The 25629-nt window shown below is 73.1% G+C and carries 26 protein-coding genes and 1 riboswitch; of the genes, 15 read left to right on the top strand and 11 right to left on the bottom strand.

The window, feature by feature from the left end:
* The first annotated feature begins 39 nt into the window (after positions 1–39).
* A complete protein-coding gene (locus ACGFNI_RS01605) occupies positions 40–981 on the top strand; it encodes an ROK family glucokinase (protein ID WP_393679576.1) in 942 nt (313 codons plus the stop codon).
* Positions 982–1067: 86 nt separating this feature from the next.
* Positions 1068–1820, top strand: a complete 753-nt coding sequence (locus tag ACGFNI_RS01600; RefSeq protein ID WP_393679574.1) for an endonuclease/exonuclease/phosphatase family protein — start codon at positions 1068–1070, stop codon at positions 1818–1820.
* A 6-nt stretch (positions 1821–1826) separates the two neighbouring features.
* Here ACGFNI_RS01600 and ACGFNI_RS01595 read toward each other — a convergent pair whose 3' ends face one another.
* Both ACGFNI_RS01595 and ACGFNI_RS01590 read right to left on the bottom strand, forming a co-directional pair.
* Positions 1827–2504: a hypothetical protein gene (locus tag ACGFNI_RS01595; protein WP_393679572.1), complete on the bottom strand. Its 678-nt coding sequence runs from the start codon at positions 2502–2504 to the stop codon at positions 1827–1829.
* Positions 2491–3288 (bottom strand): alpha/beta hydrolase, encoded by a 798-nt coding sequence (locus tag ACGFNI_RS01590; protein WP_393679570.1) that lies wholly within the window; start codon positions 3286–3288, stop codon positions 2491–2493. The genes ACGFNI_RS01595 and ACGFNI_RS01590 overlap by 14 nt, the downstream gene beginning before the upstream one ends.
* 216 nt (positions 3289–3504) lie before the next feature.
* Between ACGFNI_RS01590 and ACGFNI_RS01585 the strand changes: the two genes are divergently transcribed.
* The 5 genes from ACGFNI_RS01585 (at position 3505) to ACGFNI_RS01565 (ending at position 8634) form a co-directional block, all read left to right on the top strand.
* Positions 3505–4272 carry a lysophospholipid acyltransferase family protein gene (locus tag ACGFNI_RS01585; protein WP_393679568.1) on the top strand — a complete coding sequence of 256 codons (768 nt, stop codon included), beginning with the start codon at positions 3505–3507 and terminating at the stop codon, positions 4270–4272.
* 25 nt (positions 4273–4297) lie between these two features.
* Entirely contained in the window at positions 4298–5587 is a 1290-nt protein-coding gene (gene macS, locus ACGFNI_RS01580; protein WP_393679566.1) for a MacS family sensor histidine kinase, read from the top strand.
* The gene (locus ACGFNI_RS01575) at positions 5580–6251 is read left to right on the top strand and encodes a response regulator (protein ID WP_393679564.1); all 672 of its coding nucleotides are present in this window, start codon (positions 5580–5582) and stop codon (positions 6249–6251) included. The genes macS and ACGFNI_RS01575 overlap by 8 nt, the downstream gene beginning before the upstream one ends.
* A gap of 202 nt (positions 6252–6453) precedes the next feature.
* Positions 6454–7482: a 6-phosphofructokinase gene (locus ACGFNI_RS01570; protein WP_393679562.1), complete on the top strand. Its 1029-nt coding sequence runs from the start codon at positions 6454–6456 to the stop codon at positions 7480–7482.
* 135 nt (positions 7483–7617) lie between these two features.
* Positions 7618–8634, top strand: a complete 1017-nt coding sequence (locus ACGFNI_RS01565) for a 2-hydroxyacid dehydrogenase (RefSeq protein WP_393679561.1) — start codon at positions 7618–7620, stop codon at positions 8632–8634.
* On the opposite strand, the gene ACGFNI_RS01560 is transcribed toward ACGFNI_RS01565, so the two are convergent.
* The 3 genes from ACGFNI_RS01560 to ACGFNI_RS01550 all read right to left on the bottom strand — a co-directional run bounded on the left by ACGFNI_RS01560 (position 8600) and on the right by ACGFNI_RS01550 (position 11675).
* Positions 8600–10642, bottom strand: a complete 2043-nt coding sequence (locus ACGFNI_RS01560) for an anthranilate synthase family protein (protein WP_393679559.1) — start codon at positions 10640–10642, stop codon at positions 8600–8602. The two genes, ACGFNI_RS01565 and ACGFNI_RS01560, sit on opposite strands and share 35 nt — an antisense overlap.
* 95 nt (positions 10643–10737) lie before the next feature.
* The gene (locus tag ACGFNI_RS01555) at positions 10738–10800 is read right to left on the bottom strand and encodes a trp operon leader peptide (RefSeq protein WP_393680315.1); all 63 of its coding nucleotides are present in this window, start codon (positions 10798–10800) and stop codon (positions 10738–10740) included.
* Positions 10801–10865: 65 nt separating this feature from the next.
* Entirely contained in the window at positions 10866–11675 is an 810-nt protein-coding gene (locus ACGFNI_RS01550) for an alpha/beta fold hydrolase (RefSeq protein ID WP_393680313.1), read from the bottom strand.
* A gap of 190 nt (positions 11676–11865) precedes the next feature.
* Between ACGFNI_RS01550 and ACGFNI_RS01545 the strand changes: the two genes are divergently transcribed.
* The 3 genes from ACGFNI_RS01545 (at position 11866) to ACGFNI_RS01535 (ending at position 15143) form a co-directional block, all read left to right on the top strand.
* Positions 11866–13275, top strand: coding sequence for a PLP-dependent aminotransferase family protein (locus ACGFNI_RS01545; RefSeq protein ID WP_393679557.1), 1410 nt, complete (start codon positions 11866–11868; stop codon positions 13273–13275).
* Between the two features lie 105 nt (positions 13276–13380).
* Positions 13381–14724, top strand: coding sequence for a class II 3-deoxy-7-phosphoheptulonate synthase (locus ACGFNI_RS01540; protein ID WP_393680311.1), 1344 nt, complete (start codon positions 13381–13383; stop codon positions 14722–14724).
* A gap of 158 nt (positions 14725–14882) precedes the next feature.
* Positions 14883–15143, top strand: coding sequence for a bacterioferritin-associated ferredoxin (locus ACGFNI_RS01535; protein ID WP_393679555.1), 261 nt, complete (start codon positions 14883–14885; stop codon positions 15141–15143).
* 17 nt (positions 15144–15160) lie between these two features.
* On the opposite strand, the gene bfr is transcribed toward ACGFNI_RS01535, so the two are convergent.
* Positions 15161–15637 (bottom strand): bacterioferritin, encoded by a 477-nt coding sequence (gene bfr / locus ACGFNI_RS01530; protein WP_393679553.1) that lies wholly within the window; start codon positions 15635–15637, stop codon positions 15161–15163.
* 156 nt (positions 15638–15793) lie between these two features.
* On the opposite strand from bfr, the gene ACGFNI_RS01525 reads away from it, so the two are divergent.
* Positions 15794–16417, top strand: a complete 624-nt coding sequence (locus ACGFNI_RS01525; RefSeq protein WP_393679551.1) for a sulfite oxidase-like oxidoreductase — start codon at positions 15794–15796, stop codon at positions 16415–16417.
* Between the two features lie 37 nt (positions 16418–16454).
* On the opposite strand, the gene ACGFNI_RS01520 is transcribed toward ACGFNI_RS01525, so the two are convergent.
* The 5 genes from ACGFNI_RS01520 to thiO all read right to left on the bottom strand — a co-directional run bounded on the left by ACGFNI_RS01520 (position 16455) and on the right by thiO (position 21695).
* Positions 16455–17351: a deoxyribonuclease IV gene (locus ACGFNI_RS01520; RefSeq protein WP_393679549.1), complete on the bottom strand. Its 897-nt coding sequence runs from the start codon at positions 17349–17351 to the stop codon at positions 16455–16457.
* A 55-nt stretch (positions 17352–17406) separates the two neighbouring features.
* Positions 17407–19383 (bottom strand): Stk1 family PASTA domain-containing Ser/Thr kinase, encoded by a 1977-nt coding sequence (pknB, locus tag ACGFNI_RS01515; RefSeq protein WP_393679547.1) that lies wholly within the window; start codon positions 19381–19383, stop codon positions 17407–17409.
* A gap of 116 nt (positions 19384–19499) precedes the next feature.
* Positions 19500–20297, bottom strand: a complete 798-nt coding sequence (locus ACGFNI_RS01510) for a thiazole synthase (RefSeq protein ID WP_393679545.1) — start codon at positions 20295–20297, stop codon at positions 19500–19502.
* Between the two features lie 7 nt (positions 20298–20304).
* Positions 20305–20520, bottom strand: coding sequence for a sulfur carrier protein ThiS (gene thiS, locus ACGFNI_RS01505; protein WP_393679543.1), 216 nt, complete (start codon positions 20518–20520; stop codon positions 20305–20307).
* Positions 20517–21695: a glycine oxidase ThiO gene (thiO, locus tag ACGFNI_RS01500; protein WP_393680310.1), complete on the bottom strand. Its 1179-nt coding sequence runs from the start codon at positions 21693–21695 to the stop codon at positions 20517–20519. The genes thiS and thiO overlap by 4 nt, the downstream gene beginning before the upstream one ends.
* A gap of 66 nt (positions 21696–21761) precedes the next feature.
* Positions 21762–21873, bottom strand: a riboswitch (TPP riboswitch).
* 154 nt (positions 21874–22027) lie between these two features.
* Here thiO and ACGFNI_RS01495 point away from each other — a divergent pair.
* The 4 genes from ACGFNI_RS01495 (at position 22028) to metF (ending at position 25625) form a co-directional block, all read left to right on the top strand.
* Positions 22028–23302 (top strand): NAD(P)/FAD-dependent oxidoreductase, encoded by a 1275-nt coding sequence (locus ACGFNI_RS01495; RefSeq protein WP_393679541.1) that lies wholly within the window; start codon positions 22028–22030, stop codon positions 23300–23302.
* 137 nt (positions 23303–23439) lie between these two features.
* Positions 23440–23805 carry an Rv2175c family DNA-binding protein gene (locus tag ACGFNI_RS01490; protein WP_393679539.1) on the top strand — a complete coding sequence of 122 codons (366 nt, stop codon included), beginning with the start codon at positions 23440–23442 and terminating at the stop codon, positions 23803–23805.
* A gap of 131 nt (positions 23806–23936) precedes the next feature.
* Positions 23937–24599: a thiamine phosphate synthase gene (thiE, locus tag ACGFNI_RS01485; protein ID WP_393679537.1), complete on the top strand. Its 663-nt coding sequence runs from the start codon at positions 23937–23939 to the stop codon at positions 24597–24599.
* 108 nt (positions 24600–24707) lie between these two features.
* Complete coding sequence (gene metF, locus ACGFNI_RS01480) at positions 24708–25625, top strand: methylenetetrahydrofolate reductase [NAD(P)H] (protein ID WP_393679535.1); 918 nt, start codon at positions 24708–24710, stop codon at positions 25623–25625.
* Positions 25626–25629 lie beyond the last annotated feature (4 nt).

The raw sequence follows: 25629 nt of genomic DNA, 5'->3' as shown, positions 1-25629 counted from the left end.
TTGGACCCGGCGGGGTTCGAGCGAAAAACTGAGGGACACATGGGACTCACCATCGGCGTCGACATCGGCGGCACGAAGATCGCGGCCGGCGTGGTCGACGAAGAGGGCTCGATCCTGGAGACGTGCACGGTACCGACTCCGCAGGCCACCGACGAGCTGACCGAGGCCATCGCCGACGCGGTACGCACGGTCGGCGCCGCCCACCGGATCGAGGCGGTCGGCATCGGCGCGGCGGGCTACGTCGACGAGAAGCGGGCCACGGTCCTCTTCGCGCCGAACATCGACTGGCGCCACGAACCGCTCAAGGACAAGGTCGAACAGCGCGTCGGCCTCCCCGTCGTCGTGGAGAACGACGCCAACGCCGCGGCCTGGGGCGAGTACCGCTTCGGCGCGGGCCAGGGCCACAGCGACGTCATCTGCATCACGCTCGGCACCGGCCTCGGCGGCGGCATCATCATCGGCAACAAGCTGCGCCGCGGACGCTTCGGCGTCGCCGCGGAGTTCGGCCACATCCGGGTCGTACCGGACGGCCTGCTGTGCGGCTGCGGCAGCCAGGGCTGCTGGGAGCAGTACGCATCGGGCCGCGCCCTGCTGCGCTACGCACGCCAGCGCGCCTTCGCCACCCCCGAGAACGCCGAGGTGCTGCTCGCGCTGGGCGACGGCACGTCCGCCGGCATCGAGGGCCGGCACATCAGCGAGGCGGCCCGGCAGGGCGACCCGGTCGCCATCGACTCGTTCCGCGAGCTGGCCCGCTGGGCCGGCGCGGGCCTGGCCGACCTCGCCTCGCTCTTCGACCCGTCGGCCTTCATCGTCGGCGGCGGCGTATCGGACGAGGGCGAGCTGGTGCTCGACCCGATCCGCAAGTCGTTCCGCCGCTGGCTGGTCGGCAACCAGTGGCGTCCGCACGCCCAGGTGCTCGCCGCCCAACTCGGCGGCAAGGCAGGTCTGGTGGGCGCCGCCGACCTGGCGCGCCAGGGCTGAGCTGTGCCGCCCGCCGCGCCCTGTGGGGATGCGGCGGGCGCTGTCCTATCGTGGCGGTGACGCCGCCGGTGAGAGGACCCGAATCCGTGATCGCGCTGCCCGATTCCCGTACCGAGCCCGACGGTTCGGCCGTCGTCCGGGTACTCAGCTACAACATCCGCTCGCTGCGCGACGACCGGGCGGCACTGGCCCGGGTCATCCGCGCCTGCGCCCCCGACCTGGTGCTGGTCCAGGAGGCGCCGCGGTTCTTCCGCTGGCGCAAGGCCGCCGAGCGGCTGGCCAGGGCGAGCGGCCTGGTGTACGTCACCGGCGGCGCCACCACCGCGGGGCCGATGATCCTCTCCTCGCTGCGCGCCCGGGTGGAGCGCACCGACGACGTCCTGCTGCCCCGCACCCCCGGCCTGCACCAGCGGGGTCTGGCGACCGCGGTGGTACGGATCGGCGGGGCCAGGCTCGGCGTGCTCAGCTGCCATCTCAGCCTGGCGGCCGGGGAACGCCACACGCAGGCGGGGCTGCTGCTGGAGCGGCTGAAGCGGCTCGACGTGCCGTACGCGGTGGTGGCCGGCGACCTCAACGACCGGCCACAGGGCCGGAGTTTCCGGCGTCTTGCGGGCGCGCTCACCGACGCGTGGGCGGCGCAGCCGTGGGGCGGGGAGTTCACGTCCACGCCCCGCGACCCGCACCAGCGGATCGACGCGGTCTTCACCACCGACGGCATCGAGGTGCTGGGCTGCGGGGTGCCGCACGGCCTGCCCGGTGTGCGCGCCGCCGACCTCACGGCCGCCACCGACCACCTGCCGGTACTCGCGGCGCTGCGGGTGCCGGCCGACGCGCCCTGAGCCGCGTCAGACCACCGCGCCGCTGCCCGGCGCCGGGCCGTCGTCGTCCTCGTCGTCGCTCTTCATCCGGGCCACGAGGGTGCCGAAGCCGCCGAGGAAACCGCCGACGCCCAGCACCGTGATCCACCACGTCATGGGCTGCTGGAAGAGCACCATCACGAGCAGCAGCAGCGGACCGCCGAGCACCGCGAGCCAGGCGAACTTCGCGGTCACGTCGGCCTGCGGCAGCGGCGGCGGCTCGGGCGGCGTGAAGTGGCCTTCGTCGCTGTCGTCGAAGTCGTCGTCGGACGGCTGCCCGGCTTCCCAGTCGCGGGGGCCGACCCCCGGCGCGTAGACGACGAAGCTGCCGGGCGAGCCGCCGCCGGGCGCACCAGGGCCGCTGCGCGGACGCTCCTGGATCTCGCCGATGCCGTCGGGACGGGTGTCCGCGGCGGGCCGTTCACCGTCCGCTGCGGGCTTCGCCGGGTCGGGCTTGGTCAGGTCGGGCTTGGTCAGGTCCGGCGCTCCGGTCCGGCCGGCCGGGGCGCCGCCGTCCTCGCCCGCACGCCCTTCGTGGTCCGGATCGCGCGGCAGGTCCTCCCACCCCGGGATACGCGGCTCCTCGCCGTACCCCGCCACGATCTCGGCCCAGGCGGCCTCTTCGTCCAGCGGATCCCGCGGATCGCGAGGGCTAGGCTCCGCCACGGCCCGCCGTCCTCTCGTCCGCCGCGTCCGTCAGCGCCTCCGGGGCCAGCCGGGAGATGAAGGCCGCGGTGTCGCGGAAGATCTGCTCGGCGTCGTGGTCGAGCGTGGCGACGTGGTAGCTGCGCTCCAGCAGCGTCTGGCGCACGTCGGTGGAGGAGACCCGGCCCAGGATGCGTTCCGAGTCGACGGGCGGCACGACGTGGTCCTGCGGGCTGGTCATCACCAGCAACGGCTGGGTGACCTGCGGGAGTTCGGCGTCCACCACCTGGAAGAACCGGCGCAGCGAATGCGCGGCGTGCAGCGGCACCCGGTCGTAGCCGACCTCGGCGCCGCCGGGCCTTGCGATGTCGCTCGCCAGGCCCTTGGTGGTGCGGACGAGGTGCCGCAGCACCGGCAGCAGCGGCGCCGCCGCGTCGTGCATCTTGTTGGCCGGGTTCACCACGACCACCCCGCTGATCGCGTCGCCGTGCCGGGCGGCGAGCCGCAGCGCCAGCGCGCCGCCCATCGACAGGCCGCAGACGAAGACCTTCGCGCAGCGCTCCCGCAGCGCCCGTAGCTCGCGGTCCACCTCCGCGTACCAGTCCTGCCACGTCGTGACCTGCATGTCCTGCCAGTGGGTGCCGTGACCTGGCAGCAGCGGCAGCGCGACGGTCAGCCCCCGGTCGGCCAGATACCCGGCCCAGGGACGGACGGACTGAGGGGAGCCGGTGAAGCCGTGGCACACGAGGACGCCGACCTCTCCGCCGTCACGGCGGAACGGCTCGGCTCCGGGAAGGAGCGGCACCGGGGGACTCCGATCGGTAAAGGGGCCTGGCAGGTCACTTGCAGCGTACGCGGAGTGACGCCGTGCGGGTAGGCCGGAGGGCGTCGACGGGCACCGCGGGGGGCCGGGGCCGTCCGTGGCGGGGCGGCGGCAGCCCCGTTGCGGCGAGCCGGTCGCCGGGGGCAGGTTAAGGTCTTTGCGTCACACACAGGAGGCAGTCGGTTGATCTACGGCGCAATGAAGTTTTCCATCGGCGGCTCGCTCAAGCTCGCGTTCCGGCCCTGGGTGGAAGGCATCGAGAACATTCCCGCCGAGGGTCCGGCGATCCTCGCGAGCAACCACCTGTCCTTCTCGGACTCCTTCTTCCTGCCCGCGGTGCTCGACCGCAAGGTCACCTTCATCGCCAAGGCCGAGTACTTCACGTCCCCGGGTGTGAAGGGCAAGCTGACGGCCGCGTTCTTCAAGGGTGTGGGGCAGCTGCCGGTGGACCGTTCGGGCGGCCGGGGCGCGGGCGAGGCCGCCATCAAGAGCGGGATCGACGTGCTGGAGCGCGGTGAGCTGTTCGGCATCTACCCGGAGGGCACCCGCTCGCCCGACGGCCGGCTCTACCGCGGCAAACCGGGCGGCCTGGCGCGGGTCGCGCTGGCGACCGGTGCGCCGGTCATCCCCGTCGCGATGATCGACACCGAGAAGGTGCAGCCTCCGGGCAAGGTCGTGCCGAAGATGATCCGTCCTGGCATCCGGATCGGCAAGCCGCTGGACTTCACGCGCTACCAGGGCATGGAGGGCGACCGCTTCATCCTGCGGTCGGTCACCGACGAAGTGATGTACGAGATCATGAAGTTGTCCGGCCAGGAGTACGTCGACATCTACGCGACGGCGGCCAAGCGGCAGATGGCCGAGGCGGCCAAGGCGGCCGAGGCGAAGAAGAAGGCCGAGGCCGAGCCGGGCAGGGCCGGGCGCGACGGAACGGACGGCGAAGGCAAGGCCGGGGCCGGGGCGTAGCCGTGCCCGGCGAAGGGGTGGGGGCATGACCGACACCGACATGCGGACGGCGGGGCGCGGCGGCGCGCCGGGCCGGAGCCGCGGCAAGCCGCCGCAGAAGCTGCGGATGTCGGTCGAACTCCCGCTGTGGCGGGCGCTGACCGGCTACCGCGTCCTGACGCTGATCTACACCCTGTGCCTGGTCGCCTCCCAGTACCGCGAGTACGAGCACCCGCTCGGCGCGGCAGGCTACATGGGGGCGCTCACCGTCTGGATGGCGCTGACCTGGCACCGGACGACCTCGGCCGAGCGCTGCACGCGGTCCTTCCTCCTCGCCGACCTGACCTTCGCGGTGGGCGGCATCCTGCTCACCATGCTGGTCGAGTCGCACGAGCGCATCATGGGCGGCGCGGCGACGCTGCCGTCCATCTGGACCGCGGGCGCCGTCCTGGGCTTCGCGATCAAGGGCGGCTGGCGCTGGGCGATGGCGGCGTCCAGCGCGGTGGCCGTCGCCAACCTCGTCGAACGCGAGGAATTTGCGGGCAACACCATCCACAACGTCGTCCTGGTCTGGGTGGCCAGCGTGGCGATCGGCTATGTCGTCGAGGTGGCCCGCGCCAGTGAGCGCACCCTCGCCCGCGCCCTCCAGATCGAGGCGGCGACCCGCGAGCGGGAGCGGCTGGCCCGCGACATCCACGACAGCGTCCTCCAGGTCCTGGCGATGGTGCAGCGGCGCGGCGCCGCGATCGGCGGTGAGGCCGCGGAGCTGGGCCGGATGGCGGGCGAACAGGAGGTCGCGCTGCGGACGTTGGTCTCCAGCGGCCTGGTGCCCGCGCCCCGTACGGAAGCGGCGGGCGCTCCCGTGGTGGTGCCGGCGCAGGACGGCGCGGATGCGCGGTCGGGGGCGCCGTGCGACGTCCGCGCGCTGCTCGCGCCGTACGCGGGCCGTGGCGTCACCTTCTCCGAACCGGGCGCCCCGGTGGAGCTGCCGGCCGGTGCCGCCGCCGGTCTCGCGGCTGCTGTCGGTGCCGCGTTGGACAACGTCAAGGTGCACGCGGGGGACGGGGCCCAGGCGTGGATCCTGGTGGAGGACGAGCCGGACGCGGTGATCGTGACGGTGCGCGACGACGGCCCCGGCATCCCCGAAGGCCGGCTCGCGGACGCCGAACGCGAGGGCAGGCTCGGGGTCGCCCTCTCGATCCGCGGGCGGCTCGCGGAGCTGGGCGGCAGCGCCGCCTGGGTCTCGGTCCCCGGCCAGGGCACGGAAGTGGAGTTGACGGTTCCCAAGGGCGCTGCGTCCGAGGGCGACGACGGGGGAAGGCGGACACGTGAGTGAACAGACCGGCCTGAAGGTGATGGTGGTCGACGACCACCCGATGTGGCGGGACGCGGTGGCGCGTGACCTGGCGGCGGCCGGGCTCGACGTGGTGGCCACGGCGGGGGACGGGCCCCAGGCGGTCCGCAGGGCGCAGGCGGCGGCGCCCGACGTGCTGGTCCTGGACCTCAATCTGCCGGGTCTGCCCGGCGTGCAGGTGTGCCGGCAACTGGTCGGCGGCAATCCCGCGCTGCGGGTGCTGGTGCTCTCCGCGAGCGGCGAGCACGCCGATGTGCTGGAGGCGGTGAAGTCCGGCGCGACCGGCTACCTCCTCAAGTCGGCCAGCACGGAAGAGCTGTTGGACGCGGTACGGCGCACGGCCGCGGGCGAGCCGGTCTTCACGCCGGGACTCGCGGGCCTGGTCCTCGGCGAGTACCGCAGGCTGGCGACGGAGCCGGCGCCCGCGACGGATGACGAGCCGGGCGCACCGCGGCTGACGGAGCGGGAGACCGAGGTGCTGCGGCTGGTCGCCAAGGGCCTCTCGTACAAGCAGATCGCCGAACGGCTCGTCATCTCGCACCGCACGGTGCAGAACCACGTCCAGAACACCCTGGGCAAGCTCCAGTTGCACAACCGTGTCGAGCTGGTCAGATACGCGATAGAGCGCGGTCTCGACGAGGCGTGACCGTCCCGGGGCGCGGACGGCCTTCGCGTCCACCGGGCGGCCCGTTCCGCTCGTACGGGTGAACGCTCCGCGTCAACTCCCCGACGGCACAACGGAATCGGCATCCACCCCATCCCGGAGTGACCCAGATCACCATTAGCGTGACCGGGTCGGCTCATTCACGGCCGTGCGCGGCCACTGACGGGATGTAGGTGAAGCAGCGATGCGGGTCGGAGTACTGACCGGCGGTGGCGACTGCCCCGGTCTGAACGCGGTGATCAGGGGTGCCGTCCGCAAGGGCACCCAGGAGTACGGATATGACTTCGTCGGCTTCCGGGACGGCTGGCGCGGACCGCTGGAGGGCGACACCGTGCCGCTGGACATCCCCGCGGTCCGCGGCATCCTCCCGCGCGGCGGCACGATCCTGGGCTCCTCGCGGACCAACCCCTTCCAGCGGGACGACGGCATCCGCCGGATCAAGGAGACGCTCGCCAAGGAGGAGGTGGACGCGCTGATCACGATCGGCGGCGAGGACACCCTCGGCGTCGCCGCCCGGCTCTCGGACGAGCACGGCATCCCGTGCGTCGGCGTCCCCAAGACGATCGACAACGACCTCTCGGCCACCGACTACACCTTCGGCTTCGACACCGCCGTGGGGGTCGCCACCGAGGCCATCGACCGGCTGCACACCACCGCCGAGTCCCACATGCGGGTGCTGGTCGTCGAGGTGATGGGCCGGCACGCCGGCTGGATCGCGCTGCACTCCGGGCTGGCCGGCGGCGCCAACGTCATCCTCATCCCCGAGCAGCGCTTCGACATCGAGCAGGTCTGCGGCTGGATCGAGTCCCGCTTCACGGTCCGCTACGCCCCGATCGTCGTCGTCGCCGAAGGGGCGATGCCCCAGGACGGCCAGATGGTGCTCAAGGACGGGAGCACCGACTCGTTCGGGCACGTCCGGCTGTCGGGTGTGGGGGAGTGGCTGGCCAAGGAGATCGAACGGCGGACCGGCAAGGAGGCGCGCACCACCGTGCTCGGGCACACCCAGCGCGGCGGCACGCCCAGCGCCTTCGACCGCTGGCTGGCGACCCGCTTCGGGCTGCACGCCATCGACGCGGTGCGCGAGCGTGACTTCGGGAAGATGGTCGCGCTGCGCGGCACGGACATCGTGCGGGTGCCGATCGCGGAGGCGACGGCGCGGCTCAAGACCGTCGATCCGGCGCTCTACGCCGAGGCCGGGGTCTTCTTCGGCTGACCCGCGGGCGCCCGGTGCCGTCCGCCGCCCGGACGGCACCGGCACGCCCACGGCCGTATATTCGGCGTAACCGGGATGTTCCGGAACTTCTGCGCACGGAACGGGCGCATGCGGCGAAACCGGTGGGAGGCGGACGTGGAGATCCTCGCATTCGGGGTGCAGGCCGACGAGCGGCCCCTGCTGGAGCGGGCGTTCGCCGGCCGGCACCAGCTCCGCAGCCTGGACGTCTTCCTCAACCGTGACACCGCCCCCATCGCCCGCGGCTACGAGATCGTCACGTCCAGTGTGAACGCCGCGCTGAACGCCGATGTGCTGCAGACCCTCGCGGCCGGCGGCACGAAGATGATCAGCCAGCGCTCCACCGGCCACAACAACATCGACCTGGAGGCCGCGGCCGACCTCGGCCTGACGATCGGCCGGGTCTCCTCCTACTCGCCCTACGCGGTCGCCGAATTCGCCTGGGCGCTCGCGCTGGCCGTCGACCGCGGGATCGTCCGCGCCGTGGGCCGCACCCGCACCTTCGACTTCAGGCTGGACGGCCTGATGGGCCGCGACCTGCACGGCCGTACCGCCGGCGTGATCGGCACCGGCCGGATCGGCGAGGCGTTCACCCGCATCGCCCACGGCTTCGGCATGAACCTGCTGGGCTGGGACCTCGTGGAGAACCCGGCCTGCCGCGACCTTGGCATGCGCTACGTCGACCGGCGGCGCCTGTTCGCCGAGGCCGACCTGATCTCGCTGCACGTCCCGCTCGTGGCGGACACCCGCCACCTCGTCGACGCGGACGCCCTGGCCGCGATGAAGGACGACGCGGTCCTGATCAACTCCAGCCGCGGCGGCTTGGTCGACACCGCCGCGCTGGTGGAGACCCTCAAGGACGGCCGGCTCTCCGGCGTCGGCCTGGACGTCTACGAGGAGGAGGCCGGGCTGTTCTTCTTCGACCGGTCGCTCGAAGTGGTCCGCGACGACACCCTGGCCCGCCTGATGACCTTCGGCAACGTCCTGGTCACCTCGCACCAGGCGTACTTCACCGCGGACGCGGTCGGCCAGATCGTCGACGCCACCGTCGCCAACGTCGAGGACTACCTGGCCGGCCGCACCGGCGAGAACCTGCTGGTCACACCAGGACAGCGGCCAGCAACTGCGCGGTGAGCGAGGCCCCGTCCAGCGTGAGCACCGACTCGGGGTGGAACTGCACCCCGGCGAACCCGGGCCCCCGCAGCGCGTGCACCTCGCCGTTCGCCGCGTCCCGGCTCACCTCGATGCGGTGCATGGCCAGTTCGGCCGCCGCGGCCTCGTCGCAGCGGGCCGAGAAGGTGTTGTAGAAGCCGACCGTCTCCGGGCGCCCGAAGAAGTCGATGCGCTCCTGGGCGCCCTGGAACGGCACGTCCTTGCGCACGATCTCCAGGCCCAGCTCCGCCGCCAGCAGCTCGTGGCCGAGGCAGACGCCGAGTACGGGGCGGTCCGGAGCGCCCCGGTGCCCGGACACCAGGTCCGCGGTCAGCTTCCGCAGGAAGCGCATCTTCGGGTCGGCGGCGTCGGACGGGTCGCCGGGCCCGGGGCCCAGCACGACCGGGCCCCGGTGCGCCAGGGCAGCAGCGCGCAGCCCCGGCTCGTCGAAGCGGCGCACCGTCACCGTGAGGCCCGAGGTGCGCAGCAGGTGCGCCAGCATCGAGGTGAAGGTGTCCTCGGCGTCGATGACCAGCGCGTGGCCGTGCAGTGCCGCGGTCGGCGCGGTGGTCTGCATCCGCAGCCAGAACGGCGCGAGGCCGGCCCTGCGGCGCTCCAGCGCGGCCTGCACCCGCGGGTCGTCGGCCAGCTGCGGCGCCCGCCCCGCGGCGGGCCGGTCCGGTGCCTGCCGGACGCCGAGCGCGGTGAGCACCCCGGCGGCCTTGGCGTGCGTCTCGGCGACCTCGCCGTACGGATCGGACGCGCGCACCAGCGTCGCCCCGACCGGCACCCGCAGCCGCCCGTCGGCCGCGATGTCCGCGGTCCTGATCAGGATCGGCGAGTCCAGCGTCTGCGCGCCGGTGGCGTCCCGCCCGATCAGCGCCAGGGCGCCCGCGTAGTAGCCGCGGCCCCGGCCGTCGGGGGCGACCGGTTCGTGGCGTGCGATGACCCGGCAGGCGTTCTGCACCGGCGACCCGGTGACGGTGGCAGCGAACATCGTCTCCCTGAGCACCTCGCGCACGTCCAGGGTGGTGCGACCGCGCAGTTCGTACTCGGTGTGCGCGAGGTGCGCCATCTCCTTGAGCCGCGGGCCGACCACCACGCCGCCCTTGTCGCCGACGGTGCACATCATCTTCAGCTCCTCGTCGACGACCATCGACAGCTCCTCCGCCTCCTTGCGGTCGCCGAGGAAGTCCAGGACGCCGTCGGCCGTGGGGCCACCGGCCGGGTAGCGGTACGTCCCGCTGATCGGATTCATCACGACGGTGCCGCCCACCCGCGCCCCGTCCGCCGCGCGCTCGCCCCGCTCGCCGGTCATCCTGACGTGCACCTCGGGGCTGGCCCCGACCAGCGTGCGCACCCCGGGCCTGTGCACGACATACGTCCAGTACGCGCCCCGCTCGCCCGCCAGCAGCCGCCGGAACAGGGCCAGCGCGTCGGCGGCCGAGAAGCCCGCGATCTCGCCGTCGAACGTCCTGCGGATGACGAAGTTGGCGCCCTCGCCGTTGCCGATCTCGTCCCTGATCACCCGCCTGACGATCTCCGCGTACGCCGCGTCGTCCACGTCGAAGCCGCCGCCTTCGACCCGCACGTCGTGCGCGGGCAGCGCGGCCAGCAGGTCGTCCAGGCCGATCTCGTGGCTCTCGCCGGGGCGCAGCACCGCCAGCGGGGTGCCGTCGTCGTGCACCTGGAAGCCGCGCTCGCGGATCTGCCGGAACGGGATCATCGCCAGCGCGTCGGTGACCGGTGCGCCCGCCGCCGGGGCCGCGCCGTCCGCGCCGAGCGGGATGTCGGCCAGCCGCTCGACCTCGACCACCTCGCCGACCAGCACCTCGACCGTGGTCCCCGACCGCCCAGGTGCCCGGCGGCGCAGCAGGGCGAACGGCGGGCAGCCGGGCGCCAGCAGCCGCCTGACGAGGGCCGCGGCGTCGTCAGGGGCGCCGCTCTCGGTGCGGTCGCCGCGTTCCTCGCGGGGCGTGTCACGGTGCATGTCGGGGTTCCTTCCGGGTGGGAGGAACGGCCGGTGGAAACACCGAAGGCCGCCCCTCGGGCGGCCTTCGCGGAAATCGGGAGATGTACGCGCGTCTAGCGGGCCGCCGGATGAGCGGTCCACCACCAGTTCCTGGTCGTCGTGCGGGGCGCGTACATGCCGGGCACCCTACCCGACGCCGGGACGGGCGCGGGACGGCGTCCCACGCTCCGGACGAGCGGCCCTACGGCAGCCGGTCGACGAACCCCGCGAGCGCCGCGTTGAACTCCTCAGGGCGCTCCAGGTTCGGCAGGTGCGCCGCCCCCTCGATGACGGTGAGCGTGGCGTCCGGGATGTGCCGGTACCAGCCCCGCGTCGCGTCGACCGGTGTGAAGGGGTCGTCGCGGCCGGCCACGACCAGGGCGGGGACGCCGAGCTGCGCCAACGACGCGGTGTGGTCCCGGCGTTCGGCCCGGCCGCGGAGCGCGGCTGCCGCACCCTCGGGCGGCGCGCCGCGCATCATCCGCAGGACGTGCCCCGCCACCTCGGGCAGCGCGGTGACGTTGTACGGCGCGACCATCGCATCCAGCACCTCGTCCGCGTAGCCGGCCATGCCCTCCCGCAGCAGCCGGTCGGCGAGCGCGTGACGGCCGCGTTTGCCGGCCGCCGTCTCGGCGTACGGGGAGGTGGCGGCCAGCACGAGCCCGCGCAGCCGGCCGGGGAACAGCCGGGCGAACTCCATGGCGATCTGGCCGCCCATCGACAGGCCGCCGAGCACGATCCGCTCCCGGCCGAGACCCAGCGCGTCGAGCAGCGCGGCGATGTCACGGGCGAAGGTCTCCAGCGTGGTGCGGCGCGCCTCGGGGGCGCCGTCGTGCTCCCCGCCGGGCGCCGCGTGCGAGGTGCCGTAGCCGCGCAGGTCGGGCGCGATCACCCACCTGCCGCTGTCCGGCGCGCCGAGCGACGCGAGCTGCGGCGCCCACATGGTGCGGTCGAAGGGGTGGCCGTGCACCAGCACCAGCGGGGCGCCGCTGCCCGCTTCCGCGTATCCCATGCCGATGTCGCCGACGATGGCCGTGCCCGGTGCGCTCCACACAACTCGCCTCGTTTTTCTGCTGGTTGGTGCCGTTCCCGTTGACATCACGATGCTAGGAAAGCCACACTCTCGGTGCAATAGCTGCATTGCACTCAGTGCAAAGTGGTGGATTGCTTCGCGAGGATCACGGGCCGAGGAGCGTGCCGCCATGACCGCCGATGAATACCAGCGCATCGCCGACACCGTCGCGGGCGCCATCGCCGCCGGCCGGCTGCGCCCCGGCGAGCGGCTGCCCACCCAGCGCGCCTTCGCCCGCACCCACCGCATCGCCCCCTCCACCGCCACCCGCGTCTACCGCGAACTGGCCCGCCGCGGCCTGACCGTCGGCGAGGTCGGCCGCGGCACCTACGTACGCGCCGCCCAGCACCCGCCGGGCCCCGCGCTCGCCGAACCGCAGGCCGCCGGCGCCGGCCACGTCAACCTCGAACTCAACTACCCCGCGGTCCCCGAGCAGTCCGCACTGCTGGCCGACGGGCTCGCCCCGCTGCTGCGCCCCGACACCCTCGCCGCCGCGCTGCGCCCCTCGGCCCCTTCGGGCACCGCGGCGGCCCGCACCGCGGCGGCCGGCCTGCTCACCGGGCTCGGCCTGCGCCCCGACCCCGACCACCTGCTGTTCCCCGGCAACGGCAGGCAGGCGCTGGCCGGCGCGCTCGCCACCCTGGTGCCGCCCGGCGCCCGCCTCGGCGTCGAAGCGTTCACCTACCCGATGATCAAGGGCATCGCGGCCCGGCTCGGCATCACCCTCGTCCCGCTCGCCACCGACGGGCAGGGCCTGTGCCCCGACGCCGTACGGGCCGCCCACCGCACCGCCCCGCTGAAGGCCCTCTACGTCCAGCCGACCCTGCACAACCCGCTCGGCACGACGATGCCGCCCGCCCGCCGGGCGGAGCTGGCCGGCACCCTGGAGGACCTGGACATCTGGGCCGTCGAGGACGCGGTGTGGGCCTTCCTGCACGGCGGGCCACCGGGCGCAGGCCGGGCCGCACCCGGGAGCGCCGCGCTCCGGCCGCTCGCCGCCCACGCGCCCGACCGCACCATCCTGGTCGACAGCCTCTCCAAGCGGCTCGCCCCCGGCCTGACCGTCGGCCTCGCGCTGGCGCCCCCGTCCCACACCGACCGGCTCGCCGCCGCGCTGCGCTCCGGCGGCTGGACCGCCACCGGCTTCGCCCTGGAGGCCGTCACCCGCTGGATGACGGACGGCAGCCTGGAGCGCATCGTCGCGGCCAAGCGCCGTGACGCGGCGGCCCGCCAGGCCCTGGCCGCCGAGCTGCTGGACGGCCAGGACGTGCGGGCCGATCCGCGCGCCTACTTCCTGTGGTGGCAGCTGCCGTCCCGGTGGCGGGCCGAGACGTTCCTGGCAGCCGCGGCCCGGCGGTCCATCGCCCTCACCCCGGCCGCCGCCTTCGCGGTCGCGGCCGAGGGCACGCAGGGCGCAGGACCCGCGCCGAACGCGGTACGGATCGCCCTGGCGGGCGCCACCTTCGACCAGCTCTCCCACGCGCTGCCCGCCCTCGCATCGATCGCCCGGGGCGCGCCGGACGACACCCTGCCGGAGTGACCTGAACACCCCCGGACGGTGCCCGTATACCGAGTGGGCTGTGTCTCACAGTCCGGGCGGCGCCCGGAGCCCCTCCCGGAACCCCGTAATGTGGGCACTGTGACCGTGAACGCTGAAACCGATGCCGGTGGCAACACCTGGCGAGACCTGCCCGCGGCGCAGCAGCCTGACTGGCCGGACCAAAAGGCTCTGCGCGATGTGATCGCGGAGCTGGAGTCCTATCCGCCGCTCGTCTTCGCGGGCGAGTGCGACCAGCTGCGTGAACGCCTCGGCGCGGTCGCCCGTGGTGAGGCGTTCCTGCTCCAGGGCGGCGACTGCGCGGAGGCTTTCGACGCCGTATCCGCCGAGCACATCCGCAACAAGCTCAAGACGCTGCTCCAGATGGGCGCCGTGCTGACCTACGCCGGGTCCGTCCCGGTGGTCAAGGTCGGCCGGATCGCGGGCCAGTACAGCAAGCCGCGCTCCAAGCCGACCGAGACCCGCGACGGCGTGACGCTGCCGACCTACCGCGGCGACTCCGTCAACGGCTTCGAGTTCACCGAGGCGGCCCGCATCCCGGACCCCGAGCGCCTCAAGCGGATGTACCACGCGTCCGCCGCGACGCTGAACCTCGTGCGCGCCTTCACCACCGGCGGCTACGCCGACCTGCGCCAGGTGCACGCCTGGAACCAGGACTTCGTGAAGTCCTCGCCATCCGGGCAGCGTTACGAGGCGCTGGCCCGCGAGATCGACCGCGCGATGAACTTCATGAACGCCTGCGGGGTGGACCCGGAGGAGTTCCGCACCGTCGAGTTCTACGCCTCCCACGAGGCGCTCGTCCTCGACTACGAGTCGGCGCTGACCCGCGTCGACTCGCGCACCGGCGACCTCTACGACGTCTCGGGCCACATGGTCTGGATCGGCGAGCGCACCCGTCAACTCGACGGCGCGCACCTGGAGTTCGCCTCGCGCATCCGCAACCCGCTCGGCGTCAAGCTCGGCCCGACGACCACGGTGGACGACGCGCTCACGCTCATCGAGCGCCTCGACCCGGACCGCGAGCCCGGCCGGCTGACCTTCATCGCCCGCATGGGAGCGGACAAGGTCCGCGACAAGCTCCCCGAGCTGGTCGAGAAGGTCACCGCGTCCGGCGCCAAGGTCGCCTGGATCTGCGACCCGATGCACGGCAACACCTTCGAGGCGGCATCGGGCCACAAGACCCGCCGCTTCGACGACGTGCTGGACGAGGTCAAGGGCTTCTTCGAGGTCCACAAGTCCCTCGGCACGCACCCGGGCGGCATCCACGTCGAGCTGACCGGTGACGACGTCACGGAGTGCGTGGGCGGCGGCGACGAGATCTTCGTCGACGATCTGCACCAGCGCTACGAGACCGCCTGCGACCCGCGGCTCAACCGCAGCCAGTCGCTGGACCTGGCCTTCCTGGTGGCGGAGATGTACCGCGATCAGTGAGACCGGCCGTCGCTGACGGCGAAAAACGCAGGTGGGGCGCGGATCACACGATCCGCGCCCCACGTCGTTGTGCAGCACCCGCGGCGGCAGGTAAGGTAAGGGTAACCTCACTCAAGATCAACGGGATCGACGAGTACGGCGCCACGGAGGTGAACCGCGTGTACGTATGCTCCTGCTTCGGCATCACCGAGCAGCAGGTCCGTGAGCACGCGGACACCGGTGCCTGCACGCCCCGCCAGATCGCCTCCGCCTGCAAGGCCGGCACCGACTGCGGCGGCTGCGTGCGCCGCATCCAGGCCCTGCTGGGTCGCGGTGCCTGCCCCCGCCGTGAGCTGATCGACAACGGCGCGGCCGAACCGCTGGTCGCCGAACCGGGGCCGGTGCCGCTCGCGCCCCCGGCCCTCCCCGAGGCGGCCTAGGCTCCGGCCCTCGCGTCTCAGCTCGGCTGCTCCACCAACTGCGCGATGTACAGCGCCTCGCCGAGTTTCTCGACCAGCTCCAGCTGGGTGTCCAGATAGTCGATGTGATGCTCCTCGTCCGCGAGGATGTCCTCGAAGATATTGGCCGATGTGATGTCGCCCTTGGTGCGCATCATCTCGATTCCGCGCTTGAGGCGGTCGATGGCTTCCACCTCGACCTGCCGGTCCGCCTGGAACATCTCGGTGACGGTCTGGCCGACGCGTACATGGAACAGCCGCTGATAGTTCGGCAGTCCTTCCAGGAAGAGAATGCGGTCCGTCAGGATCTCGGCATGCTTCATCTCGTCGAACGACTCGGACCTGGTGTACTTCGCGAGCTTCGGCCAGCCGAAGTTCTCCTGCATCTTCGCGTGCAGGAAGTACTGGTTGATCGCGGTCAGCTCGGCAGTCAGCTGCTCGTTGAGGAATTCGATGACCTCGGGGTCGCCCTGCATGGCAGCGGGCTCCTTCCGCGCGAGAACTGGGCAAGTGCCGCGCATCTTTGCACCGCTCGGAGCGTAACGTCCAGTAAGTACACACTTACTCCGCTATGCCCGATTCAACCGCCTCCCTGGTCATCGGCACCCCTCCCCGTCTGACACCATGGAGGCATGGGTCAGCCGGAAAGCCGCGAAGCGGAGCATCCTCAGCTGCCCCCGGGGCAGCGACTGCAGCGGGGCTGGCCGGTGACGCACTACGGCCCGGTGCCGAAGTTCCGCCCCGAGCGCTGGGAGTTCCGCGCCTTCGGTGCCACGGCGGACGGTGACAAACACTGCTGGACGCATGAGGAATTCGCCGCGCTGCCCTATACGACGGTCGTCTCCGATATGCATTGCGTCACCAAATTCAGCATGCTCGGCGCCGAATGGGGCGGTGTACGGACACAGACGATCCTTGATCTCGCGCCGCCCGCGCCGGAGGCCACTCACGTCATGGTGTGGGCCGAATACGGATTCAGTTCGAACCTGCGCCTGGAAGACTTCGCCGCGGAGAATTGCCTCTTCGCCACCCACCGCTCGGGCGAACTCCTCACCGCGGAACACGGATTCCCGGTCCGGCTGATGGTCCCGCATCTGTACGCCTGGAAGGGCCCCAAGTGGGTCCGCGGCATCGAGTACATGACGGCGGACCGCCGCGGATTCTGGGAGGAGCGCGGCTATCACAACCTCGGCGACCCCTGGCGGGAGATGCGCTACTCCTACCAGGAGGAACCGGGCGACGGCCCCGAACTCTGATCAGGGTCCGCCCCGGCACGGCGCGGACCCACGGCCCTCAGCCGCGCAGCTCCTTCAGCCGCGCCACATCCGCCGCATGCCCCTCCTTGCCGCCGGGCGTCTCGATCACCAGCGGCACCCCGTCCGTCGCCGGATGCCGGAACAGCTCGGCGAACGGCTCGGCGCCGATGTGCCCGGCACCGATGTTCGCGTGCCGGTCCTTGTGCGCGCCGACCACGTCCTTGGAGTCGTTGGCGTGGATCAGCCGCAGCCGCCCCTCGCCGGTGACCTCCGTCAACTCGTCCAGCAGCGCCTTCATCCCGCCGGGCGCCGCCATGTCGTGCCCGGCGGCGAACGCATGGCAGGTGTCCAGGCACACACCGAGCTTCGGATGCCGGTCCAGCGCGTCGAAGTACGGGCCGAGATCCTCCGCCCGCGCGCACAGCGACGCGCCTTGGCCCGCCGTCGGCTCCAGCAGCAGCCACGGGTCGTCGTCGTGCGTCAGCTCGTCGAGCAGGGGCCGCATCCGCTCCCTGACCTGCGCGAGCGCCGTGCTGCGCGGACGCCCGCCGGTCGCCGATCCGGTGTGCACCACCACGCCGAGCGCGCCGATCTCCCGGCCGCGCCGCAGGGAATGCCGCAGCGATTCCACGGACTTGTCGACGGTCGCCTCGGTGTGCGAGCCGAAGTTGATCAGATAGGGCGCGTGCACATACGCCGGGATGCCGTCCCGCGCGCAGCCGGCCCGGAACTCCTCGTCCTGCCCCGGGTTGCCGGGCGGCGTCGCCCAGCCGCGCGGATTGGCCACGAAGACCTGCACGCTCTCGCCGCCCAGCGCACGGGCGTACGGCAGGCCGACCTTGGCCAGGCCGCCGGCCACCGGCACATGGCCGCCGACCGGATTACGGGTACGGGCGGGCGACGCGGCGCCCTGCGGGGACGGGGAAGTACTCACCCCACAAGAGTGCCAGGCGCCGGCCGCCCGCTGCCCCGGGGTCACCACCGCCCGGCTACAGCGCGCCCTTCAGACGGATGGTGACCGTGCTGCCCTTCGGTGCCTTCTTCCCGCCGTCGACCGACTGCGTGTCGACGGTGTCCTGCGGGAACAGGAACGGCTTCTTGACCTCGACGGCGAAGCCGAGATCCGTCAGCTGCTGCTTCGCGTCGTCGACGTTCTGACCCGTGACGTCCGGAACCGTGATCATCTCCGGGCCCTGCGACAGGGTCAGCGTGATCGTCTCGCCCTTGCCCAGCTTGGCGCTGCCGGGTCCTGGCGACTGCCGCGCGATGGTGCCCTTGTCCTCGGGGGAGTGCACCGGGGTGTCCGCGACCTTCACATCGAAGCCCGCCTTGCGCAGCTCCGTGACGGCCGCCTGCCGCTCGTCACCGGTCACGTCGGGGACGTCGAGTGCCGTGCCGCGGCTGACGATCAGCGCCACCGCCGTGTCGGGCCGCCGCTTGCCGCCCGACTCCGGGTCCGTGCGGATCACCGAGCCCTTGGCGACCTCGTCGCTGAACTCCTTGCGTTCGGTGCCAGGCACCAGGCCCCGGTCCCGCAGCTTGCGCCGGGCGTCCGCGACCGGCGTGCCCGCCAGATCGGGGACGGCGACGATGTCAGGGCCGCGCGAGACGGTGAGGGTGACCGTGCCCGTCCCGCGGATGCGCGCTCCGATGCCGGGCTCGGTGGCGATGATGTGGCCGCGCCGCACCGTGGAGCTGTAGTCACGCCGCACCTTCACCCCCAGGCCCTCGTCCCGCAGCGTCCCGGCGGCCTTGGCCTGCGGCATGTCCAGCACCGCGGGCACAGTCGTGAACTGGCCGGAATTGATGTACCAGACGCCCGCGCCGACCCCGAGCACGATCAGGACGGCCGCGACGAGGGCGGCGATCCTGCGCCGCGGGTCGGCGAAGGGCCCGCGGCGCACCGGCGGCGCGGGACGCAGCCGGGTGGTCCGCCCGTCCGGCGCGGCGGCGTCGGACGGCGGCACCTCCAGGACGCTGGTGCGGTTCAGCTCCGCGTCATCGGCGGTACCGGGCAGCGGCGGCCGGCCCCCAGCCCGCGGCAGCACGCTCGTCCGCTCGGCGCCGTCACCGGCCGGTGCCTCCCTGGCCTGCGGCGGCACCACGTCCAGCTGCGCGTCGGACAGCTCGCCGCGCGCCGTGCGGGCCGAGGAGAGCAGCGCCACCGCGTCCTGTGGCCGCAGCCGCGGATCGCGGGCGGTGGCCTGCGCCACCAGGGCGTCCAACTGCGCGGCGAGCCCCGGGACGGCCTCGGACGGCGGGCGGACGTCCTCGTGCAGATGCTGGTAGAGGACCTGCGCCGCGGTGCCTCCGGTGTGCGGCTTGCCGCCGGTGAGCATTTCGTAGAGCACCACGCCGCAGGCGTAGACGTCCACGCACGCGTCGGACGTACCGTGCTCGATCTGCTCGGGGGCGAGGTAGGAGACGGTGCCGAGGACCGCGCCCGTGGCGTCGGTGGTGTTCGTATCGACCGTCCGCACCAGGCCGAAGTCGGCGACCTTCACCCGGCCGTCGTCGCCGATCAGGACGTTCTCCGGCTTCATGTCGCGGTGCACGAGAGCGGCGCGGTGCGCGGCGCCCAGGGCGGCGAGGATCGGCTCCAGGATGTCCAGCGCGGCCCGCGGCTGGAGCGCGCCCCGCTCGCGCAGCACGTCGCGCAGCGTGCACCCGGCGACGTACTCCATGGCCAGATAGACGTACGTGCCGTCCGTCCCCTGGTCGAAGACGCCCACCACGTTCGGGTGCGAGAGCCGGGCGACCGACTTGGCCTCGCGGATGAACCGGTCGACGAACGCGTCGTCCACCGCGAGCGACGGGTGCATCACCTTCAGGGCGAGCACGCGGTCGAGCCGGGTGTCCATGGCCCGGTAGACCGTGGCCATACCGCCGGCGGCGATACGCGCGTCGACGCGGTAGCGGCCGTCGAGCAACTGCCCGACCAGGGGGTCCTGAAGGGTCGTATCCACGGCAGACGAGTCTACGAGGACCCACCGACACGTCACACGTGCGGCGGCCTTCCCCGGCGTACTGAGGCCGAACGGTGACAGGAACGCGGGCGGCGGCGCCCGCGCCCCGCCCGGCGCTACCGGAACGCCGGCCGCTCCGGATCCAGCTCCGCCACCCCGTCCGCGGGCGACGACGCCAGCGCGAAGTGCCGGCGCGGGATACGGCCCGCCCGGTACGCGAGCCGCCCGGCGTCGACCGCGTACCGCATGGCCCCGGCCATCAGCTCCGGCTCCTGGGCCCGGGTCACCGCGGACGCCAGCATCACCGCGGCGCAGCCCAGCTCCATGGCGAGGGCCGCGTCGGACGCGGTGCCCGCGCCCGCGTCCAGCACCACGGGCACCCCGGCCCGCTCGGTGATCAGCTGGAAGTTGTGCGGGTTGCGGATGCCGAGCCCGGAGCCGATCGGCGAGCCCAGCGGCATGATCGCGGCGCAGCCGACGTCCTCCAGCTTCCGGGCCAGCACCGGGTCGTCGTTCGTGTAGGGCAGCACCGTGAACCCGTCGTCCACCAGCGTCTCGGCGGCGTCCAGCAGCTCGATCGGGTCGGGCAGCAGGGTGCGCTCGTCGGCGACGACTTCGAGCTTGACCCAGTCCGTGCCGAGCGCCTCACGGGCGAGCCGCGCGGTGAGCACCGCCTCGCCCGCGGTGAAACAGCCCGCGGTGTTCGGCAGCACCCGGATCGCGTGCCGTTCCAGCACGGACAGCACCGAGCCCTGCACGGTCGGATCGAGCCGCCGCATGGCGACCGTCGTCAGCTCCGTCCCGGAGGCGAGCAGCGCCCGCTCCAGGGCGTCCAGACTGGGCGCGCCGCCGGTGCCCATGATCAGGCGGGAGGTGAAGGTGGTGCCTGCGATGGTGAGGAGATCGTCGGCCATGGTCGGTTCAGCCTCCCTGGACTGCGGTGAGGACCTCGACGCGGTCGCCTTCGCCGAGCGGGGTGCGGGCCCACCGGGCGCGCGGCACCACGGTCTCGTTGACGGCGGCGGCCAAGCCGCCCGGCGCCCGGGACAGCGTCGCCACCAGCAGGTCGAGCGTCAGCCCGCCAGGGATCTCGCGGACTTCTCCGTTGACGGTGACGGAAACGGGGGAGGCGTTCATACGGGCTGCTCCTGGGGGACGCGGGCCGCGGGGGCCGCTACGGGGGCGGCGTCGGTGAACCGCAGAGGGGAGAACGGGCGGGCCTCATCGGGCAGTTGCCCGGTGGCCAGCACCTCGGCCATGGCGTCCCCGGTGACGGGGGTCAGCAGGACGCCGTTGCGGAAGTGCCCGGTGGCCAGGAGGAGTCCTGGCAGCGGGGTCGGGCCGAGCAGCGGCGCGTTGTCAGGGGAGGTGGGACGCAGCCCCGCGCAGGTCTCGGCCAGCGGCAGTTCGGTGATGCCCGGCACCAACTCGTGCGCGTCCCGCAGCAGTTCGTACACGCCGCCCGCGGTGACGGTGGTGTCCCAGCCCAGCTCCTCGCTGGTGGCGCCGACGACCAGCTCGCCGTTCTCCCGCGGCACCAGGTAGAGGGGGCCGCCGCGGACGACGGCCCGCACCGTGCGGGAGAGGAAGGCGGGGCTCCCCCGGGGGACGTCCGGCATCCGGAGCCGCAGCACCTGCCCCTTGACCGGGCGCACCGGCGGCAGCACCTCACCCGGCACCCCGGCCAGCCGGCCGCTGTGGCTGCCACCGGCCAGCACGACCCGGTCCGCGGCCGGCCGGCCGCCGTCCGCCAGCTCCGCGCCGACGGCCCGGCCCGCGCTGACCGTCAGCCGCTCGGCCCAGGTGCGGTGGAAGACCACCCCGGCCCGCGCGCAGGCCGTCAGCAGCGCGCCCGCCAGGCGGCGCGGATCGACCTGATGATCGCCGTCCACCCGCAGGCCCCCGCGCACGCCGGGCGCCAGCATCGGCTCCAGACGGCGGCACTCGCGCCCGGACAGCCACTCCGACTCCAGACCCGAACGGCGCTGGAGCGCGTGCAACTCCCGCAGATGGGCCCGGTCGTCGGCGTCCAGCGCCACCACGAGGGTGCCGCAGGCGCGGTAGCCGACGGCCTGTCCGCTCGCCTCCTCCAGCTCCGCGACGAACCCCGGATAGCGCCGGGCGGACGCGAGGTTGAGGCCCAGCAGGGTCTGCTCCCCGTAGTGCAGCTCGGTGACGGCGGCCAGCATGCCGGCCGCGACCCGGGCGGCGCCGCCGCCCGGCTCCGGGTCGACGACGGCCGTGCGCAGCCCCCGAGCGGCGGCCCGCCAGGCGGTGACCAGGCCGATGATGCCGCCGCCGATGACGAGCACATCGGGGTGCCGCCCGGCGTGCGGCGGCGGTCCGTGTGGTGCGGCGGACGGTGCGGAAGATGCATGCATGGGCGTCCAGCCCCTCCCTTCGCCGGCATGACCCGGATCAGGTTCGTACGGTCGGAGGCCGCCAGCCTCCCTCTCAGCCCGGTGCGTCCGGGCTCCCGCGAGTGCGTAGGACCCTCACCCTAATACCAGCCGCCGACGCCCCGTAAGGGAGCGCCCCGGCACGGCGGGCGGCGCTTCCCGGGCCCCACCGGGCGTGACGCTGTGTCAGAGATCTCCTTGCGCGCTGCTGCGGGCGCCGTCGCGCGCCGTCCTAGAGTGATCGGGTGAGCGAGCAGAGCAAGTCCTCCCAGGACCCTGACCACACGCCGCGCGTCGTGATCGTCGGCGCGGGTATCGCGGGTGTGCAGACCGCTGTCGCGCTGCGCGAACAAGGCTGGCGCGGCGCGATCACGCTGTTCGGCGACGAACCGCACCAGCCCTACGACCGCCCGCCGCTGTCCAAGGCGGTCCTGCTCGGCAAGGCCGAAGGCGCCGCGTTCGACGTGGACTTCGCCTCCCTGGGCATCGAGCTGCACCTCGGCCGTCCGGTCACCGCGCTGCGGCCCGAAGAGCATCTCGTCGAGACCGCCGAAGGCCAGGTCCGCTACGACCACGCCGTCCTCGCCACCGGCGCCGAGCCCCTCGCACTGCCCGGCAGCGCGGGGCTGCCCCACGTCCACCTGCTGCGCACCCTCGACGACGCCGAGCGGCTGCGGCCCGTCCTCGCCGCCCGGCACGAGATCGTGGTCGTCGGCGCGGGCTGGATCGGCGCCGAGTTCGCGACCGCGGCGCGCGAGGCGGGCTGCGCGGTCACCGTCGTCGAGGCCGCCGACCGGCCGCTGGCCGGCGCGCTGCCCGCCGAGGTCGCCGCCCACATGGCGGGCTGGTACGCCGGATCCGGCGCCCGGCTGCGCACCGGCGCGCGGGTCGCCGCCGTCGAAGCGGGCACCGTGCTCCTCGCCGACGGCACCGCGCTGCCCGCCGACGCCGTGGTCGTCGGCATCGGCGCCCGCCCCGCGACCGGCTGGCTGGCCGGCTCCGGCGTCGCGCTCTCACCCGATGACGGTTCGGTGCTCGCCGACGACCGGCTGCGGACCTCGGCCCCGGACGTCCACGCGGTCGGCGACTGCGCCTCCTTCCCGTCGGCCCGTTACGGCCGCAGGCTCCTGATCCACCACTGGGACAACGCGCTCCAGGGCCCCCGCACGGTCGCGGGGAACATCACCGGCGGCCCGGCCGAAGGCGTGGTCTACGACCCGGTGCCGTACTTCTGGTCGGAGCAGTTCGGCCGGTTCGTGCAGTACGCGGGCCACCACGACCGGGCCGACGAACTCGTCTGGCGCGGCGATCCGGAGAGCGCCGCCTGGTCGGTGGTCTGGCTGCGGAAGGAGACGGGCCCGGCGGAGGGGCGGCCGGACCGGGGCAGGCTGGTCGCGCTGCTCGCGGTCGGCCGCCCGCGCGACCTGGCGCAGGGCCGCAAGCTCATCGAGCGCGGCGCCGTCCTGGACCGGGGGCGGGCGGCCGACGCGTCCGTGCCCCTGAAGGCGGCGGCTCTCTGAGGCGTGCCCGACGGGGCGCAGTGGAAGCGGACGGGCGCGGTCCGCGTGCCGGGCCCGGCGTCACCCGCCGGTGTGGGTCTCGTCCCGTTGGCGATGCCCGGCTACCGGCTGTCAGTGCGAGGTGGCAGGCTTGTCCTGTGACCGAGATTGACGCAAACATCGATGGACTCGTCCCCGCCTGGCTCACCCTCCCCGACATCGCCGAAGCGTTCGGCGTCGAGGTGACACGTGTCCGGCAGCTGGTCAAGGAGGGCCAGCTGATCGCGGTGCGCCGCGGTGAGAACAGGGCACTGCACGTGCCGGCCGATTTCATCAAGGACGGCAAGGTCGTCAAGGGCCTGGCCGGCACCCTGACCCTCCTGCGGGACGACGGCTTCGCCGACGAGGAGATGCTGGAATGGCTCTTCACCCCGGATGAGACCCTGCCCGGTACGCCGGCGCAGGCGCTGCGCGAGAACCGCGGCACGGAGGTGAAGCGCCGGGCGCAGGCGCTCGCCGTGTGACGCGGCGGGCGGGGCCGACGGCAGGCCCGCCCGCGCCTGAGCAACCGCAGCCGAATCCGTAACCGCAACCGAGGTGGCGTACGAGCCGGAGAGCCCGGCCCGTACGCCACCGCCCCGGGGGGAACCGCCCGATGACCACCGCGACGACCACCGCCCGCGCGGCCCTGTCCGACGCCAGGCTCTACCTCTGCACGGACGCCCGCACCCGCCAGGGCGACCTCCCGCAGTTCCTGGACGCGGTGCTCGCCTCCGGCGTGGACATCGTCCAGCTCCGCGACAAGGGCATGGAGGCGGCCGACGAGCTGCGCCACCTGGAGGTCTTCGCCGACGCCTGCCGCCGGCACGGCAAGCTGCTCGCGGTCAACGACCGGGCCGACGTCGCCCACGCCGCGGGCTCCGACGTGCTGCACCTCGGACAGGGCGACCTGCCCGTCCCCGCCGCCCGCGCGATCCTCGGCACGGACGTCCTGATCGGCCGCTCCACGCATGCCGAGGCCGAGGTGGACGCCGCCGTCGCCGAGCCCGGCGTCGACTACTTCTGCACCGGCCCGTGCTGGCCGACCCCCACCAAGCCGGGCCGCCACGCACCGGGCCTCGACCTGGTCCGTTACGCGGCGGCGCAGGCACCCGGGCGCCCCTGGTTCGCGATCGGCGGGATCGACGCCGGCAATCTGGACGAGGTCCTGACGGCGGGCGCCCGCCGGGTCGTGGTCGTCCGCGCGATCACCGAGGCGGAGGATCCCGGCGCAGCCGCCGCATCCCTCGCCAAGCGCGTCCGCACCTGGGACGCCTGAGCGGACGCGGCAGCGGCTTCCTGTCCAACCTGTGGACAGGAAGGGCTCTAATCAGGCATAACGTCCGCATCGGTTGGTGCGCGACCCCCCGGTGGTTAACCTGCCCGTATGGCCCTAGGTACAGCTTCCACCAGGACTGATCGTGCACGGACCGTCCGCGACCTGCTGGCTTCCGGCAAGCGGTCGTATTCCTTCGAGTTCGCCGCCCCGAAGACGGAGAAGGGCGAGCGGACCCTGTGGAACGCCATTCGCCGCATCGAGGCCGTCGCCCCGACCTTCGTCTCCGTGACGTACGGCGCGGGCGGCACCTCCCGTGAAGGCACGGTCCGCGCCACCGAACGGATCGCCACCGACACCACTCTCACCCCGGTCGCCCACCTGACCGCGGTCAACCACTCCCTGGCCGATCTGCGCAACATCATCGGCCAGTACGCCGACGCCGGCATCCGCAACATGCTCGCGCTGCGCGGCGACCCGCCGGGCGACCCGATGGGCGAGTGGGTGCGCCACCCCGAGGGCGTCACCTACGCCGCCGAACTGGTCCGCCTGATCAAGGAATCCGGCGACTTCTGCGTCGGCGTCGCCGCCTTCCCCGAGATGCACCCGCGGTCCGCGGACTGGGACCAGGACGTCGCGCACTTCGTCGACAAGTGCCGGGCGGGCGCGGACTTCGCCATCACCCAGATGTTCTTCTACCCGGAGGACTACCTGCGGCTGCGCGACCGGGTCGCCGCGGCCGGCTGCTCGACGCCGATCATTCCGGAGATCATGCCGGTCACGAACGTGCGCCAGATCGAGCGATTCGCGCAGCTCAGCAACGCCGCCTTCCCGCCCGAGCTCGCGAACCGCATCATGGCGGTCAAGGACGACCCGGCGGCTGTACGCTCCATTGGCATCGAGTACGCCACGGAACTGTGCGCGCGCTTGAGTGCCGAGGACGTGCCCGGGTTGCACTTCATCACCCTCAACCACTCCACGGCGACCCTGGAAATCTACGAAAATCTGGGGCTGCACCAGCGGCCTTGATCAT

Origin of the sequence: Streptomyces sp. NPDC048644, assembly GCF_043199105.1 — a bacterium.
Classification (GTDB): domain Bacteria; phylum Actinomycetota; class Actinomycetes; order Streptomycetales; family Streptomycetaceae; genus Streptomyces.
The sequence above is the reverse complement of the archived record's forward strand: the minus strand, read 5'-3'. Positions and strand labels throughout refer to the sequence as shown.